Source organism: Brevundimonas sp. AJA228-03, assembly GCF_017795885.1.
GTDB lineage: Bacteria > Pseudomonadota > Alphaproteobacteria > Caulobacterales > Caulobacteraceae > Brevundimonas.
On record NZ_CP059297.1, the window covers coordinates 1,245,001 to 1,261,708 of the forward strand.

14 protein-coding genes, 1 tRNA gene and 2 rRNA genes (1 of these 17 cut by a window edge) are annotated in these 16,708 nt (G+C 66.1%); 11 read left to right on the forward strand and 6 right to left on the reverse strand.

Translation table 11 applies throughout. From position 1 onward, the window contains the following. The 3 genes from HZ989_RS06125 to HZ989_RS06135 form a co-directional block, all read left to right on the forward strand. Positions 1-1,572, forward strand: a 23S ribosomal RNA gene (locus HZ989_RS06125); it begins 1,211 nt to the left of the window's first position. A 73-nt stretch (positions 1,573-1,645) separates the two neighbouring features. Next, a 5S ribosomal RNA gene (gene rrf, locus HZ989_RS06130) occupies positions 1,646-1,760 on the forward strand. Between the two features lie 58 nt (positions 1,761-1,818). Continuing rightward, positions 1,819-1,895 (forward strand) — tRNA-Met (locus HZ989_RS06135). Positions 1,896-2,183: 288 nt separating this feature from the next. Here HZ989_RS06135 and HZ989_RS06140 read toward each other — a convergent pair. The 3 genes from HZ989_RS06140 to acs form a co-directional block, all read right to left on the reverse strand. Then, positions 2,184-2,540, reverse strand: a complete 357-nt coding sequence (locus tag HZ989_RS06140; protein ID WP_209322729.1) for a hypothetical protein — start codon at positions 2,538-2,540, stop codon at positions 2,184-2,186. A gap of 424 nt (positions 2,541-2,964) precedes the next feature. Next, entirely contained in the window at positions 2,965-3,477 is a 513-nt protein-coding gene (locus HZ989_RS06145) for a hypothetical protein (RefSeq protein WP_209322730.1), read from the reverse strand. A gap of 111 nt (positions 3,478-3,588) precedes the next feature. Continuing rightward, positions 3,589-5,526, reverse strand: coding sequence for an acetate--CoA ligase (gene acs / locus HZ989_RS06150; RefSeq protein ID WP_209322731.1), 1,938 nt, complete (start codon positions 5,524-5,526; stop codon positions 3,589-3,591). A 124-nt stretch (positions 5,527-5,650) separates the two neighbouring features. On the opposite strand from acs, the gene HZ989_RS06155 reads away from it, so the two are divergent. The 5 genes from HZ989_RS06155 to rlmJ all read left to right on the forward strand — a co-directional run bounded on the left by HZ989_RS06155 (position 5,651) and on the right by rlmJ (position 10,261). Further along, a complete protein-coding gene (locus HZ989_RS06155) occupies positions 5,651-6,568 on the forward strand; it encodes a DUF4232 domain-containing protein (RefSeq protein ID WP_209322732.1) in 918 nt (305 codons plus the stop codon). Between the two features lie 39 nt (positions 6,569-6,607). After that, positions 6,608-7,804 (forward strand): glycine C-acetyltransferase, encoded by a 1,197-nt coding sequence (locus HZ989_RS06160; protein ID WP_209322733.1) that lies wholly within the window; start codon positions 6,608-6,610, stop codon positions 7,802-7,804. 8 nt (positions 7,805-7,812) lie between these two features. Beyond that, positions 7,813-8,853 (forward strand): L-threonine 3-dehydrogenase, encoded by a 1,041-nt coding sequence (tdh, locus tag HZ989_RS06165; protein ID WP_371812997.1) that lies wholly within the window; start codon positions 7,813-7,815, stop codon positions 8,851-8,853. Between the two features lie 15 nt (positions 8,854-8,868). Beyond that, positions 8,869-9,315, forward strand: a complete 447-nt coding sequence (locus HZ989_RS06170) for an opioid growth factor receptor-related protein (RefSeq protein WP_209322735.1) — start codon at positions 8,869-8,871, stop codon at positions 9,313-9,315. Between the two features lie 127 nt (positions 9,316-9,442). Then, positions 9,443-10,261: a 23S rRNA (adenine(2030)-N(6))-methyltransferase RlmJ gene (gene rlmJ, locus HZ989_RS06175; RefSeq protein ID WP_209322736.1), complete on the forward strand. Its 819-nt coding sequence runs from the start codon at positions 9,443-9,445 to the stop codon at positions 10,259-10,261. Positions 10,262-10,403: 142 nt separating this feature from the next. Here rlmJ and HZ989_RS06180 read toward each other — a convergent pair whose 3' ends face one another. Next, on the reverse strand, positions 10,404-10,730 hold the full coding sequence (locus HZ989_RS06180; protein WP_209322737.1) for an antibiotic biosynthesis monooxygenase: 327 nt from the start codon (positions 10,728-10,730) through the stop codon (positions 10,404-10,406). Positions 10,731-10,790: 60 nt separating this feature from the next. On the opposite strand from HZ989_RS06180, the gene HZ989_RS06185 reads away from it, so the two are divergent. Further along, positions 10,791-11,519, forward strand: coding sequence for a type 1 glutamine amidotransferase (locus HZ989_RS06185; protein WP_209322738.1), 729 nt, complete (start codon positions 10,791-10,793; stop codon positions 11,517-11,519). Positions 11,520-11,598: 79 nt separating this feature from the next. Continuing rightward, entirely contained in the window at positions 11,599-14,136 is a 2,538-nt protein-coding gene (locus HZ989_RS06190) for an ATP-binding protein (protein WP_209322739.1), read from the forward strand. Here the strand turns inward: HZ989_RS06190 and hemF are convergent. Both hemF and HZ989_RS06200 read right to left on the reverse strand, forming a co-directional pair. Then, complete coding sequence (hemF, locus tag HZ989_RS06195; protein WP_371812998.1) at positions 14,102-14,974, reverse strand: oxygen-dependent coproporphyrinogen oxidase; 873 nt, start codon at positions 14,972-14,974, stop codon at positions 14,102-14,104. The genes HZ989_RS06190 and hemF overlap by 35 nt on opposite strands. Positions 14,975-15,030: 56 nt before the next feature. Then, positions 15,031-15,984: a DUF808 domain-containing protein gene (locus HZ989_RS06200; RefSeq protein ID WP_209322741.1), complete on the reverse strand. Its 954-nt coding sequence runs from the start codon at positions 15,982-15,984 to the stop codon at positions 15,031-15,033. A 246-nt stretch (positions 15,985-16,230) separates the two neighbouring features. On the opposite strand from HZ989_RS06200, the gene HZ989_RS06205 reads away from it, so the two are divergent. After that, positions 16,231-16,707, forward strand: a complete 477-nt coding sequence (locus HZ989_RS06205; protein ID WP_209322742.1) for a TspO/MBR family protein — start codon at positions 16,231-16,233, stop codon at positions 16,705-16,707. Position 16,708 lies beyond the last annotated feature (1 nt).

Consider the following 16,708-nt stretch of genomic DNA (forward strand, 5'->3'; position numbering starts at 1 on the left):
GCGGTAGCGGAGCGTTCCGTAAGCCGGTGAAGGTCAGGCGTGAGCCTGGCTGGAGGTATCGGAAGTGAGAATGCTGACATGAGTAACGATAAGGAGTGTGAGAGACACTCCCGCCGAAAGACCAAGGGTTCCTGCGTAAAGCTAATCTGCGCAGGGTTAGTCGGCCCCTAAGGCGAGGCTGAAAAGCGTAGTCGATGGGAAGCAGGTAAATATTCCTGCACCAGCTAGAAGTGACGGATGGCGCAACTTGTCAGGGCTTATTGGATTGTCCTGGCAGGGAAGCTGTCCCTGGAAATAACTCTAGCAGAGACCGTACCCGAAACCGACACAGGTGGTCAGGTAGAGCATACCAAGGCGCTTGAGAGAACTGTGCTGAAGGAACTCGGCAAATTGCACGCGTAACTTCGGAATAAGCGTGACTCTCTTTTGGGCAACCAGATGAGAGTGGCACAATCCAGGGGGTAGCGACTGTTTAGCAAAAACACAGGGCTCTGCGAAGCAGCAATGCGACGTATAGGGTCTGACGCCTGCCCGGTGCCTGAAGGTTAAAGGGAGTTGTGAAAGCGACGAACTGAAGCCCAGGTAAACGGCGGCCGTAACTATAACGGTCCTAAGGTAGCGAAATTCCTTGTCGGGTAAGTTCCGACCTGCACGAATGGCGTAACGACTTCCCCACTGTCTCCAGCACAGGCTCAGTGAAATTGAATTCCCCGTGAAGATGCGGGGTTCCCGCGGTCAGACGGAAAGACCCTATGAACCTTTACTATAGCTTCGCCTTGGCGTTAGCGACCGTATGTGTAGGATAGGTGGGAGGCTATGAAGCCGGGGCGCCAGCTCTGGTGGAGCCATCCTTGAAATACCACCCTTACTGTCGTTGACGTCTAACCGAGGGCCGTTATCCGGTCCCGGGACATGGCGTGGTGGGTAGTTTGACTGGGGCGGTCGCCTCCTAAAGTGTAACGGAGGCGCGCGATGGTGGGCTCAGACCGGTCGGAAATCGGTCGTCGAGTGCAATGGCATAAGCCCGCCTGACTGCGAGACTGACAAGTCGAGCAGAGACGAAAGTCGGCCATAGTGATCCGGTGGTCCCGCGTGGAAGGGCCATCGCTCAACGGATAAAAGGTACTCTGGGGATAACAGGCTGATTTTGCCCAAGAGTCCATATCGACGGCAAAGTTTGGCACCTCGATGTCGGCTCATCACATCCTGGGGCTGGAGCAGGTCCCAAGGGTTCGGCTGTTCGCCGATTAAAGTGGTACGTGAGCTGGGTTCAGAACGTCGTGAGACAGTTTGGTCCCTATCTGCCGTGGGTGTTCGAAGCTTGAGAGGATCTGTCCCTAGTACGAGAGGACCGGGATGGACATACCTCTGGTGGACCTGTCATGGCGCCAGCTGTGCAGCAGGGTAGCTAAGTATGGAATAGATAACCGCTGAAAGCATCTAAGCGGGAAACTAACCTCAAAACAAGGCTTCGCTGAGGATCGTGGAAGACTACCACGTTGATAGGCCAGGTGTGGAAGCGCGGCGACGCGTGAAGCTTACTGGTACTAATAATCCGATCGGCTTGATCGTTTCTCAGCAAAACTCATTCGATTTTTCGAATACGACAATGTCTTCTCGCACATTCTGATATCCGCTTGGTTGACCTGGTGGTTATGTCGGAGGTTCCCCACCCGATCCCATTCCGAACTCGGTCGTTAAGCCCTCCAGAGCCAATGGTACTTCGTCTCAAGGCGCGGGAGAGTAGGTCGCCGCCGGCCCAGCCGCGATATCGAGCCAAAGCTCTTCGAACATCTTCCTTTACAACGCCGCTCTTGCCGCGGGATGGAGCAGCCCGGTAGCTCGTCAGGCTCATAACCTGAAGGTCGCAGGTTCAAATCCTGCTCCCGCACCCAAGATCTCAAAGTCCAAACAGGTCTCCGGACCAGGGGCTTTTTGCCAGGCGTGCCGCGCGGGCGACAGCCGCTGACAGATCCTCCTCCGGGTCAGCGTGGCAGGCGCATGACCCGGCAGCGCCCGGCATCCACCGGCCACTCCTGACTCTCGCAATCTGCCCCTGTGCTCCCGCGATCGAGACGAGCGTCCGCGGGCTGCGTGGTTGCGTCCGGGTTGTGATGGGAGTCGACCGGGGGTGCTGCTATTCCGGTAGCGGTCGGCGCGCCGACCCTGGCGCAACGCAGCGTCTATTGGGCCCGAACGCCCAGGCCCCGCATCAGGCCCTTCGCCCGATCCGCCAGAACCGGAACACCGTGATCGTGGGCGGCCTCGGCGGCCTCGGACAGGATGAAGGCCGCTTGGTCGGGCTCGGTGCCCATCAACTGGCTGCGCGCGATCATCACACGGGCCATGCCGATCTGGTCGATCGCCCATTCGACGGCGGACGGCGGGCCGACGCGCTCGGCCAGGCGACGACGCACGCGGGTCTCGATCCGGGTCAGGGACATGAGGTCGCCCCCGTCCAGCGCCCGCTCGATCTCGCGCGCGATCAGCAGGTCCAGGGCCAGACCGCCCAGGATGGTACCTTGGCCGGCATTGGTCAAGGTTTTCGGCCTCGCATCAGGGCCTGATCGGCGGTGGTGGACCGACGGCGCGCGCGACCTGGAGCGGCAGACCCAGTCCATCGGGCGAGGGTCGGGTGAACCGGTCGGCGGCGGCCTCGAATGATATCGTGCAAAGCCCGCGCTCGATCGCTCCGGCAGTCGTCGGTTATAGTCGCGATGCGCCGACAGTTTGGCGATCGCACAGCGCCGGGGCACGCCCGTTTCAGCCAACGTATCAAAGCGAGGACGCCTCCGCCTGGTGGTTTCTTCAGGTCGAACGTCCCGCGTCGATCCGTGCAGGCAGCGCGATTCGTGCGCTGGACGGATGCCGCCTTCCAGCGCGCAGGGCGGCGTTGGCGAGGCGCAGATCGTCTGGCTTCGAAGTCGAACGCTGTGCTGGCCATGGCATGAAGCGCCGCGTCCATCAGGGGCCGCCGCGCCCAGCCGGTCGGCGGCGCTGAAGTCGCCGGAGCCGCGCCTGACGGGCTCGGATGCGGGCATGGACGCCGGCGCTGAAGGCCAGTGTGGCCAGCCGCCTCGGCGCGGTCTCGCGCGCCGAGCTCGCCGCCTCGTCCAGGGCGTCGCGGTCGCCGAACAGATCGAACGAGGTCAGCAGGGCCATGGCCCGCGACAGCCCGGCGCGGGCCTGCTCGTCCTCGTTGGTCGTGGCCTTGAAACTGTCATCAGCGGTGACGACCGCCTTGTTGATGCTGTCGCGAAGCCCGGTCCGTCGGGCATGCTCGCGCCACAGGATCGAGGCGCGCAGCCAGGTCCGGGCCGGGTGACGGCAGGATACACGGCCGCCGTCGGTGGTCAGGGCGCGCGCCTCGATGGAGAGTAGATCGACGCCGATCAGCTCCAGCCAACCGAGCTCGTCGCTGTCGCGCGCCTCGCCGAACAGCTTCCGGATGTCCCTGCCGAATTCGAACATGGCCACGTCCTCGTCTCCACCTGTCCCGTGTCGGGACCGATCCGTCTCTTCTGCACCTCTCCTAGCAAGCACGACGCCGCCCGGACGTTCCAGCCCCGTCGCGAAAATTCCAACGGGTCAGCCCGTCCGGTTTTTCACCAGATCGTCCACGACCGACGGATCGGCGAGGGTCGAGGTATCCCCGAGCGCGGTCAGGTCGTTCTCGGCGATCTTGCGCAGGATGCGCCGCATGATCTTGCCCGATCGGGTCTTGGGCAGGCCGGGGGCCCACTGGATGGCGTCGGGCGCAGCGATGGGGCCGATCTCTTTCCTGACATGGGCGACCAGGGTCTTCTTCAGATCATCATGCGGCTCGACCCCGGCGTTCAGGGTGACATAGGCGTAGATGCCCTGGCCCTTGATGTCGTGGGGAAAACCAACGACCGCCGCCTCGGCCACGTCGTCGTGCAGGACCAGGGCGCTCTCGACCTCTGCCGTCCCCATCCGGTGACCCGAGACGTTGATGACGTCGTCGACGCGGCCGGTGATCCAGTAGTAGCCGTCCTCGTCCCGGCGACAGCCGTCGCCGGTGAAATACTTGCCGGGATAGGTCGAGAAATAGGTGTCGAAGAACCGCTGGTGATCGCCCCAGACGGTGCGCATCTGTCCGGGCCAGCTGTCGGTGATGCACAGGTTGCCGGACGCGGCGCCTTCCAGCACGCCACCTTCGGCATCGACCAGCTCCAGCTCCACGCCGGGCAATGGCTTCGTCGCCGAGCCGGGTTTCAGGTCCGTGGCACCGGGCAGGGGGGCGATCAGGGCCCCGCCCGTCTCGGTCTGCCACCAGGTGTCGATGATCGGCAGTCGGCCCTCGCCGACCACCTCGTGATACCAGCGCCAGGCCTCCGGGTTGATCGGCTCGCCGACCGTGCCGAGCAGGCGCAGCGACTTGCGGCTGGACGATTTCACCGGCGCGTCACCGTCGCGCATCAGGGCCCGCAGCGCCGTGGGCGCGGTGTAGAAGATCTCGACCTGATGCTTGTCCACGACCTGCCAGAAGCGGCGGTTGTCGGGATAGTTGGGCACCCCCTCGAACATCAGGGTCGTCGCTGCATTGGCCAGGGCCCCGTAGACGACATAGGAGTGCCCCGTGACCCAACCGACGTCGGCGGTGCACCAGAAGACCTCGCCGGGCCGATAGTCGAAGACCAGTTCGTGGGTATAGCTGACCCAGAACAGGTATCCGCCGGTGGTGTGCAGGACGCCCTTGGGTTTTCCGGTCGAGCCCGAGGTGTAGAGGATGAACAGCGGGTCCTCGGCGTTCATCGGCTCGCACGGACAGGCATCGGAAACGCCCTGACTGGCCTCGCCGTAGCGGACGTCGCGGCCGGGCGTCATCGGTACATCGGCGTTGGTATGGCTGACGACCAGGACGGTCTCCACGCCCGGGACCTTTTCCAGCGCCGCATCGACATTGGCCTTCAACGGGACCCGCTTGCCGGCGCGCAGGCCTTCGTCCGCGGTGATGACGAACCTCGATCCGCAATCCTCGATCCGCCCGGCGATGCCGTCGGGGGAGAAGCCCCCGAACACGACCGAATGGATCGCCCCGATGCGGGCACAGGCCAGCATGGCGACGGCGGCCGCCGGGATCATGGGCAGATAGATGGTGACGCGATCGCCTTTCTGGACCCCCAGATCCTTCAGCACATTGGCCATGCGGCACACCTCGCGGTGCAGCTCGGCATAGGTCAGGCGGCCGGATCGGGCGGGGTCGTCACCCTCCCAGATGATGGCGGTCTGGTCTGCCCGCTCGGGCAGGTGCCGATCGACGCAGTTGAAACAGACATTCAGCACGCCGTCGGCGAACCAGCGAATGCGGAAGTCGTCCTTGTTGAAGGAGACGTCCTTGACGACCGTGGGCGGGGTCATCCAGTCCAGTCGCTTCGCCTGCTCGGCCCAGAAGACGTCCGGCGTTTCGCGGGCGGCGATCCGGGCGACCTCATAGGCGGCGGCGTCCATGTGTGCACGCCCGGCCCAGTCGGTGGAAACGGGATACAGGTCGCGGTCGGTCATGGGGGGCTCCTGGCACCAGCCTAGCGGCTGGCGAGGTAAGCGAACAAGTCATCTTGCGGCATCCACAACGGTGGAGCTTTTGTCAGCCAGCCACGTTAACCTTCGACCATCACCGGGGATCGCCATGTCTGCTCAACGTCTCGTCGCCTTCGGTCTGGTCGGCGCGCTGGCGCTTTCGGCCTGCGACAGGCCCGCGGAGCCGACGGAGCCCGCGACCCCCGTGACCGGCGCGCCGACGCCAGCAGGGCCCACGACCCCGGCCATCGGCTATGCCTGCGAGAGCGGCCAGACGGTCAGTCTGCAATATCCCGACACGGCGACGGCGCAACTGACCTACAGGGGTCAACTCTATCCCCTGCGGCTGGTGCCGGCCGGAAGCGGTGCGCGCTATGCCGGGTCGGGCCTCGAGTGGTGGATCGCCACCCGCGACGGTCAGGAAAGCGCGACGCTGAGCCGCCTGGGTCTGAACGAAGACGTCGGTGTGGCCGTGCTGGAGCGATGCAGCCGTCCATCGGCCAACCCTGCGCTGCCGGTCCCGGGACCCTCGCAGCCGTCGCTTCCTGCCCCGGGCGGAGTCATGCCAGCAGCGACGCCCTGTCAGGCCGCGAACCTGCGCCTCGGCGCTGCGGGTGGCGACGCCGGTGCCGGCAATCGCGTCGGGATCATCAGCGTGCTGAACACCGGCCCCGCGGCCTGCGGGTTGGCCGGCTATCCGGCACTGAGCCTTTTGGAGGCGCAGGGTCGCCCGATCACGACGTTGCGGATCGATCAGAACCCGAACACCGCGACGCCTGTGACAATCCCGACGAACGGCCGGGCCTATTTCGATGTCGCCTGGTCGGTGGTGCCCGACGAGGGCGCGGGCCAGACCGTGTGTCCTTCGGTCGCCCGGATCGCCGTGCGCGTCCCGGGCAGTCCGACGCCGCTGACGCTGGCCATGGCGTTCCAGCCCTGTGGCGCGAGGATACGGGTCAATCCCTATCGTGCCTCGGCCGATCCGGCGGATGCGCCGGCACCGATCCCGGCCTCGGCGACGACCTGACGGCTTTCCCCCATCCGGGGGAGGGGGTATGACGCGCCGATGCAGATCGCCCGTTTCCACAACCGCATCGCGGCCGCGCTTTCCGACATCGACGCCCAGGGGCTCACCAAGCCCGAGCGGGTGATCCAGTCCCGTCAGGGGCCCGTGATCGAGGTCGGCGGACGCCAGGTGCTGAACTTCTGCGCCAACAACTACCTGGGTCTGGGCGGCGACGACCGGGTGGTTGCGGCGGCCAATGCGGCGACGGAAAAGCGGGGCGCGGGGACGGCTTCTGTCCGGTTCATCTGTGGCACGCTGGACATCCACAAGGACCTGGAACGGGCGATCGCCGACTATCTCGGCTTCGAGGATTCGATCCTTTTCGCCGCCGCCTTCGACGCCAACGGCGGGCTGTTCGAGCCCCTGTTCGAAGCCGAGGATGCCATCGTCTCCGACAGCCTGAACCACGCCTCGATCATCGACGGGGTGCGCCTGTGCAAGGCGAAGCGCTACCGCTTCGCCAACTCTGACATGGCCGATCTGGAAACCCAGCTGAAGCAGGCCCGGGCGGATGGCGCGCGAGATATCGTGATCGCTACCGACGGGGCGTTCTCGATGGACGGCTATATCGCCAGGCTGGACGAGATTCGCGTGCTGGCGGGTCAGTATGGCGCGCTGATCATGGTCGACGACTGCCACGCCACGGGTTTTCTGGGTCCGCAGGGACGCGGCTCCTATGCCCACCACGGGGTGAAGGTCGACTTCGTCACCGGCACCTTTGGCAAGGCGCTTGGCGGGGCCATGGGCGGCTTCATCTGTGCGACGTCGGAGGTTGTGCAGTTGCTGAAGCAGCGGGCACGGCCCTATCTGTTTTCCAATGCCCTGGCCCCCGGAGTCTGCGGCGCCTCTCTGGAGGCGATCCGCATCGCGCAGGGATCGGAGGGCGACGCGCTGCGGGCACGGCTTACCGCCAATGCCGCCCGCTTCCGTGGTGCAATGACCGAGGCGGGCTTCGACCTGCTGCCCGGTCAGCACCCCATCGTGCCCGTCATGCTGGGCGATGCGAAGCTGGCCCAGACGATGGCGGCGCGGATGCTGGAGCTGGGCGTCTATGTCATCGGGTTCAGCTTCCCGGTGGTCCCGCGCGGCGCAGCGCGCATCCGGACCCAGATGTCGGCGGCGCACACCTTCGACCACATTGATCAGGCGGTCGCGGCCTTCACCATGGCCGGTCGGGAACTGGGAGTTATCGTATGACCACCACCATGAAGGCTCTGGCCAAGACCCAGCCCGGTATCGGCCTCGAACTGATCGATGCGCCCATCCCGGTCGCCGGGCCCGAAGACGTGCTGATCCGCGTCCACCGCACGGCGGTCTGCGGCACGGACATCCACATCTGGAACTGGGACGAGTGGTCCCAGAAGAATGTGCCGACGCCGATGATCACGGGCCACGAGTTCAGTGGCGAGATCGTCGCCATCGGCTCGGACGTCCAGCGCCCGCTGAAGATCGGCCAGCGGGTCTCGGCCGAAGGGCACGTCATCGACCTGAACTCCGAGGCGGCCCGCGCCGGACATTTCCATCTGGATCCGCATACGCGCGGCATCGGTGTGAACCGTCAGGGCGCCTTTGCCGAGTTTGTCGTGGCACCGGCGTTCAACGTGATCGAGCTGCCGGACGATGTGTCGTATGAGGTCGCTGCGATGCTCGATCCGTTCGGCAATGCGGTGCACACGGCGCAGCAGTTCGATCTGCTGGGCGAGGACGTGCTGGTCACCGGCGCAGGTCCCATCGGCATGATGGCGGCGGCGGTCGCGCGACATGCCGGGGCGCGGACGGTCGTGTTGACGGACATCAACGACTTCCGGCTGGAGCTGGCCAAGAAGGTCGCTCCGGGCGTGCGGACCGTGAACACGACGAAAGAGGATCTGCACGACGTGATGAAGGAGCTGGGCCTGAAGGTCGGCTTCGACGTGGCGCTGGAGATGTCGGGATCGCCCATCGCCTTCAGGCAGTGTGTCGACACCCTGATCATGGGTGGCGGCATGGCGCTGCTGGGCATTCCGTCCAGACCGATGGAAACGGACTGGGGCGCGATCATCCTGAAGGCCCTGACCATCAAGGGCGTCTACGGGCGCGAGATGTTCACGACCTGGCGCAAGATGCTGGGTCTATTGAAGGCAGGGCTGGACCTTGAGCCTCTGATCACTCACCGTCTGGCTTACGACCGTTACCGCGAGGGATTCGACGCCATGAAGTCGGGTCTGTCGGGCAAGGTCATTCTTGACTGGGACAAGGCAGCCTGACTGGCTGGGGGCTGAATGAGCGCTATCGTCGATTTCCTGAAAGGGGCGGGAACCGACGGTGCCGGTCGGACTGTGTTCGAGGTCGTGGCGATGAGCGATTCTGACATCGAGCACATCCACGACTTCATCCAGTGGCTGTTCCCGCTGGATGCCCCCTCCGGTGCAAACCGGAACGCGCCTGTGGTGTCGGCCGGGGATGTGGAGGCGATCCATGCCTCGGGCCTGGCCCAGATCGCCCTGGCCGCGGCGACGGACCGGATGGCGCACTTCTACGAGCGCCAAGACCATTGGCTGGTGGCGCACGATCATAACCATCTTCGGATCACGCGGATCATCAAGTCACTCCGGCTGCTGCGCGGGCCGGACGAGGCCGATGATTTTCGCCGGATCATCCTGAGACGGGATGATGAGGCCGGGCGGCCGGTCAGTCCGGGCAGCCGGCGCTACTGGATCGACAGCTAGGCCTTCAGCGCCGCTATCAGGGCGGCCTCGAACCCCCTGGTACCGGCCCGGGTGCGGAAGTCCCTGACGCTGACCCTGTGATCCACACCGCTCTTGACCCGGACGGTGTGCAGGTCGACGCAGGGCCATGAACTATCGTCACAGCTTTCACGCCGGGAATTTCGCCGACCTGGTCAAGCACGCCCTGGTGCTGTGGCTGTTGCGGGAGCGGCAGAAGGTCGGGCCAGTGGTCGCGCTGGATACCCATGCAGGGGCGGGGCTCTATGACCTGACGGGCGATGCGACCCGGTCGCGCGAGGCGGAGGCGGGTGTCGAGCGGCTGATGGCGGCGGCGGACCGGCCGCCCCTGATCGAGGCGCTGGCGCGGGAGGTGGCGGCGCTGAACCCCGGAGGCGGGGTGCGGTTCTATCCAGGGTCGCCTGTGCTGATCGCGCGGGCCCTGCGGATCGACGACGCCTATGTCGGTTTCGAGCTCCGCGAAGAGGTCGCTGGCCTGCTGCGCGAGAGCCTGTCCGGATTCGCCCGGGCGCGGGGCGAAATCGGGGATGGCTATGAGCGGGTCCGGGTCGAGGCGAGCCAGACGCGGGCACCGCTGGTCCTGATCGACCCGCCCTTCGAGCGGCCCGACGATTATCTCCGCGCGGCCGAGACCGCCGGGGTCATCATCAGGGCAGATCCGGAAGCGATCGTGGCGATCTGGACGCCGCTGAAGGATATGGAGACCTTCGATGGCTTCCTGCGTCGGCTGGCCTCGGTGAGCGGGGCCCCGACCCTTGTGGCCGAGGCCCGGCTGAGGCCGCTGACCAATCCGATGAAGATGAACGGCTGCGCCATGGTTGTCGTCCGTCCGCCGGAGTGGGCCGAGGCCGCTGCCTCCGAGATCTGTAGCTGGGTCGCGGCGAGCCTGGGCGAGACCAGCGCGAAGGCGGCGGTCTGGCGGGCCTGAGCCGAACTCGAAAACACCGTCCGACCCGTCCGACCCGTCCGACCCGTCCGACCTTTCGGGCCAGGGGGTCGATGATTCCATATTTTCAAAGACCATTGCGCGTCATGGCTATCACGCGGCTACGCCAGATTCGGACGCAGGCCTATTTGATGACCTCGCCCGCCTCATAGAGGTGGGGTTCGAACGTGGCGATGGCCATGATGGGGCTCATGGCCGCGACGACAGCGGGGTTGCGGGTCATGGCCTTCCAGTCGGCGGCTGAGCGCCAGACGGCGTGGTTGGCCACGGTCTTTCCGTTCAGGCCGCGGTGCAGGGTGGCGGAGACGAAGCCCGGCAGGCCGACCTGGGCGCGGGTCATTTCGGCCAGCAGGTCCAGCAGATCGTCCTGGCGGTCCGGCTGGACCTTGAAGACATTGATCAGCACCACCGGGACAGCATCGGAGTCACTCGTCGGGGCAGCATCGGTCATACCGCTGACCTAGCGCGAATGGACTTGTCCCGCCATCGGACTTCGGGTCCCTATAACGCCATGAAGCCCATTGCCATCCTGGAAACCGGCAGGCCGCCCGAGGCCCTGATCGACGCTTTCGACGACTATCCGGCGCGTTTCCGGGCCCTGCTGGGCGAGGGGGTGGCGACGGTGCGGTTCGACGTCCAGGCCGGTCGGCTGCCGGCCGATCCCGAGGCATTCCAGGGCGCGATCGTGACGGGCTCGGCCGCCGGTGTCTATGACGACCTGCCCTGGATATCGCCCCTGCTGGACTGGCTGAGGGCCGCGCGGGGGCGGACCCGTCTGGTCGGGATCTGTTTTGGCCATCAGGCGATGGCGCAGGCCTTTGGCGGGCAGGTCGACAAGTCGGACAAGGGCTGGGGCATTGGCCTTCACCGCTATGAGGTGGTGGCGCAGGAGCCGTGGATGTTCCCCCGCGCGGCCTCGATCGCCATTCCGGTGTCGCATCAGGATCAGGTGATCGCCGCACCGACAGACGCGCGGGTGATCGCGGCCAGCGACTTCACCCCCTATGCCGGTCTGGCCTGGGATGACGCCATGTCGTTCCAGTGTCATCCGGAATTCCAGCCGGAATATGCCGCCGCCCTGATCGAAAGCCGGCGTGGGACGCGGATTCCGGAGATCCTGGCGGATGAGGCGGTGGCCAGCCTGGCGCGGGCGAACGACCGCGCGGTGCTTACGGCATGGATAAGGGCGTTCCTTTTGCTGACACCGCCGCCCGTCGAAGATCAGGGCAGTGGTATCTGAGACCGCGTGCGTTCTGTCGTGCAGCAACGGTTACTCAATCTCTCTGGGTTCATATGCCATCCTCGGGATTGGGGATCGCATGCTTTCATACCGCATCTTGCTGGCGGTCCTGGCTCTGGCGTTCGCAGGGACCGTCGGGCTCGCGGCCCGCGCCGAGGCCCCGGAGGCCATCGCGCCGCAGAGCGAGGAGGCCGAGAGCCTTGCCCGCTTCGTGGAACAGCGGGCATCCGCGACCAGTTTCACCGCGCTTGAGGCCTTTGGGCAAAGCGCCGCCATGCGGGGTGATCGCGAGGGTCTGAACCGGCTCTATCACGTCACCTGGACCGTCCTGAACCAGGGCGAGTTCGAGCGGGCCAAGGCCTGGAACGATCGCCTGGCCAAGGCGGCCGCCGATCAGAACGATGCCCGCTACATGGACATCGCGGCGCTGAATGCCCTGACCAACCGCTACGATCAGGGGGAGATCGGCGTGAGCTCCCAGATGGCGGAGTACGCCCGCAGCGGCCGGGACTGGTTCGTTCGCGCGCACGGCGCGCGCCTGACCGCGCTGAGCCTGGTGCGTCAGGGCCAGATCGGTGAGGGTCTGCAGCTTCTGGCCCAAGCCCAGGCGGAGATCCCCGAAGGCGACCCCTATGCCGCCACGGCGCTGGCCGGCATCTGGGAGGTCGTCGGCATGGCGCTGAAGGACATCGACGATGTCCAGGGCGCGACCGATGCCTTCCGCAAGTTCGAGATCGACTATTCCAATCCGGCCTATCCGCGACCGGATTTCGACAGCCTGTACAACCTCACCAAGATGGCGCTGCGGATGGGTGACCTGGCACATGCCCGGCTGTTCGCGGCGGCCCATCATGCCGTCGCGGTGCGCTCCGACCTTGACACCCTGGTCATGTACGACGCCGCCCTGTGTGCCCTGGTGGCCGATGCCAGCCAGAATTCGGCCGGGGTCCTGTCGTGCCTGTCCGCCTATGGCGAGACCCTCGGCGAGGCGAGCTTTCTGGCGCTGGATGTCCTGCCGTCGCGGGCCATGGCCCGGGCGCGGCTCGGCGACATCGCCGGCGCGCGACGAGATCTGGCAACCCTGCTTGCTCTGGAGGATCAGGCCGGCGGAAGTTCCCAGGTTCGGGAGGTCGAGGCTGAAATCCTCCAGGCGCAGGGTCGGTCGGCCGAGGCCTATCGCCTCTTGCAGGCTTATGAAGCCGACAAGGCCGTGGCGACCGCGCGCGCCTTTGCGGCCGGCGTGCACCAGGTTACCGGCGATATGCAGCAGCAGTTGGCGGAGCGACGTGACCAGCTGGACATGGCCCGGGCCAAGACCCGTCTGCAATGGATGGTGATGGCGATCGGTGTGATCCTGCTGGCCGTCTTCATCGCGGGCCTGTTCTGGCAACTGCTGCAGGGCCGTCGCCTGAAGGCCGCGCAGGAACGGGCCGAAGCGGCCAATCGCGCCAAGTCCGAGTTTCTGGCCAATATGAGCCACGAGATCCGCACCCCGCTGAACGGGGTGGTGTCGATGGCGGATGCGCTGTCGCGGCGGGACCTGGACAGCAATGCGCATCAGATGGTCGATTTGATCCGCTCGTCCGGATCGACGCTGGAGCGGCTGCTGAGCGACATCCTGGACAGCGCCAAGATCGAGGCCGGTCGGGTGACGCTGGAGCCGACCGTGTTCGACCTGAAGCATACGGTCAACGATATCGCCCTGATGTGGCGGGCCAAGGCCGAGGACAAGGGCGTGGCCCTGGTGTTCGATATGGACCCTACGGCCCCGAAGTGGGTCAAGGGTGACGCCGTGCGGCTACGCCAGGTGTTGACCAACCTGGTGTCCAACGCCCTGAAGTTCACGGAAGCCGGCACAGTTACGCTGTCGGTGAAGGTCGCCGCTGCCGGTCGCATCGGTTTCGCGGTCCACGACACGGGCATTGGATTCGACGCCGAGCAGAAGGCGCGCATCTTCCAGCGCTTCCAGCAGGCGGACGGCTCGATCACGCGGCGATTCGGCGGCACGGGCCTGGGTCTGGCCATCTCCACCGCCCTGGTCGAGCTGATGGGCGGCGAACTGGATTGCGACAGCGTGGCGGGTGAAGGCGCGGTGTTCCGCTTCGAGATCGACCTGCCCGAGACGGCGGCACCGGTCGCGGTGGTGGCGAGCGCCGGGGGCGCCGGTGACATCGCGGGCCTGCCGCTGCGTGTCCTGCTGGCCGACGACCATCCGGCGAACCGCAAGGTGGTCGAGATCATGCTGGCCGCATCCGCGATGCAACTCACCACCGTGGAGAACGGCCGTCAGGCGCTGGAGCTCTTCATGACCGAGGAATTCGACCTCGTCCTGATGGACATGCAGATGCCGGTGATGGACGGGCTGAGCGCGACGACCGCGATCCGGGCCTTCGAGGCTACGGCGGGGCGCGCGCCGACGCCGATCGTGATGCTGACCGCCAACGCCATGGCCGAGCACGTGGCCCAGAGCCTGGCGGCCGGGGCCGACGGTCACCTGACCAAGCCGATCACCCTCACGAGTCTGTTCGCCGCGATGACGGACGCCCTGGCTGCTGAGGGACGACGGGCGGTCGCCTGCAGCCCTACGGCCATTTCACCACGGGCGGCATCGAGCTGAGGATCGATTCGACGTTGCCGCCGGTCTTCAGGCCAAAGGTCGTACCGCGGTCGTAGAGCAGGTTGAACTCCACATAGCGGCCGCGGCGGATCAGCTGTTCCTCGCGGTCGTCAGCGGTCCAGGCCTCGGCCATGCGCCGCTCGACGATGGCGGCATAGGTGTCGATGAAGGCCATGCCGACGTCGCGGGTGAAGGCGAAGTCCTTGTGATAATCGCCCGAGTCGTGGTGGTCGTAGAAGATGCCGCCGATGCCGCGCATCTCCTTGCGGTGCGGCAGCATGAAATACTCGTCGCACCACTGCTTGTATTTCGCATACCAGGTCGGGTCGTGGGCGTCGCAAGGGCTGCGCATGCCGGCGTGGAAGGCGACCGTGTCCGGAGCCTCCTGCGTGCGTTCGACATCCAGCACCGGCGTCAGATCGGCCCCGCCGCCGAACCAGCTTCTGGTCGTGGCGATGAAGCGGGTGTTCATGTGTACGGTCGGCACCTTCGGGCTGACCGGGTGGCAGATCAGGCTGATGCCGGTGGCGTAGAAGCGCGGGTCCTCCTCCGCACCCGGCACGGATTTCGCGTAGTCGGCCGGGAAGGTGCCGTGGACGGTCGAGACGTGAACACCGACCTTCTCGAACAGGCGGCCGTGCATCATCCCCATGACGCCGCCGCCGCCTTCATGCCGGGTCCAGGGTGTGCGCACGAATCGGGCGGGCTCGCCGGGGAAGAGGTCGGCGGGGGCATCGTCTTCCAGCTGTTCGAAGCGGGCGTGGATGCGGTTGCGCAGTTCCTCGAACCAGGCGCGGGTTTCGGTCTTCTTCAGATCCAGCGGGTCGGCGTCGGGCAGGGGGGCTTGGCTCATGGTGCGGATTTCAACCACGGTTCGCAGCGTTCGTCACCCGATCAATGCGCCGCCCCGGCGGGCTTGTGGCGCAGCTTGCCGACCTGATGCACGACGACGGCCAGGATGGCACCGATGGCGACGCCCACGATGGCCGAGCCTATGGCGGTCACCAGCCACGACACGACGGGACCCGCGAGGGCGAGGGTCGAGGCTGCCGCGACCGAGGCCTGGTGGATCGTCTCGTCCGGCCAGGCGAAGCCGAGTTCGTGCGCGCCGTGCACCAGGATGCCGCCCCCGACCCACAGCATGGCGGCGGTGCCCACGGTCGAGATGAAGTCCATGACCACGGGCATGCCCTTGACCAGGCCGCGCCCGAGCCCGCGCAGGCCGGCCGACGGGCCCCGGGCCAGGTGCAGGCCGATGTCGTCCATCTTCACGATCAGGCCGACGACGCCATAGACCCCCGCCGTGATGCCCAGACCGACCAGGGCCAGGACGATGCCCTGGGTCAGGATGGGGCTGTCGGCCACGTCGGCGAGCGCGATGGCCATGATCTCGGCCGACAGGATCAGGTCGGTACGGATCGCGCCCGACACCTTGGCAGCCTCCAGCGCGGCGGGGTCGTCGACGAAGTCCTCGGCGGTCTCGGGATGGCCGCCGCCGAAGGCCTCCATCAGCTTTTCGGCCCCCTCGAAGCACAGATAGGCCCCGCCGCACATCAGCAGGGGCGTGATGGCCCAGGGCAGGAAGGCGCTGAGGATGAGGGCGGCGGGCAGCAGGATCAGCAGCTTGTTGCGGATCGAGCCCAGGGCGATCTTCCAGATGATCGGCAGTTCGCGCGCGGGGGACAGGCCGGTCACGTAACGCGGGGTGACGGCTGTATCGTCCACGACGACGCCAGCGGCCTTGGCGCCCGCCTTGCCCGCGGCTGCGCCGACGTCATCGATCGAGGCCGCGGCCAGTCTGGCGATGCCGGCGACGTCGTCCAGCAGGGCGGCAAGTCCGGAGGGCATGAAGACACAACGCAAGGAAGAGGAGAGGAGATCCACCGTGGCATGATCGGGCTGCGCGCGCCAAGGCGCGCGCGGGGCCGCGTTCACGACGTTATGGGCCCACAGGCGGGCTGGCCCACAACTTCCGCTGTCTGCTCTGGCCTGTGGGGCCGGGAACCGTCGTTGCGCTGGCGCTGGTCATCAAGTCGCTGGTCTGACACACAGATCGGATGAGCCAAGCGGGGCGCTTTGCGTTATGCACCCGTCATGGATTACCCCGCCTGGATCGCCATGGCCGTCTTCGTCGGCCTGAACTTCGCGGCCGCGACGAGCGGCAGCCTGTTCAAGCCGGGAGCCTGGTATGCCGGGCTCAACAAGCCGTCCTGGACACCGCCGAACCTGGCGTTCCCGATCGTGTGGAGCCTGCTGTTCGCCATCAACGCCTGGGCCGGCTGGCTGGTGTGGGAGACGGTCGGGACCAGCTCGCCCCTGGCGTTCGGGCTGTATACCGGATCGCTCGCACTGAACGCCGGCTGGTCGTTCCTGTTCTTCGGGCAGAGGCGGATGGATCTGGCGCTGGTCGATGTAGCCCTGCTGTGGCTGTCGCTGGTAGCGATCATCGCCGTATTCTGGGGATTGAGGCCCTTGGCGGCGCTGCTGCTGATCCCCTATTTGACCTGGGTGACTATCGCCTCGATCCTGAACCTGCGGATGCTCCAGCTGAACCCGAGAGCCGGGCTTTGAC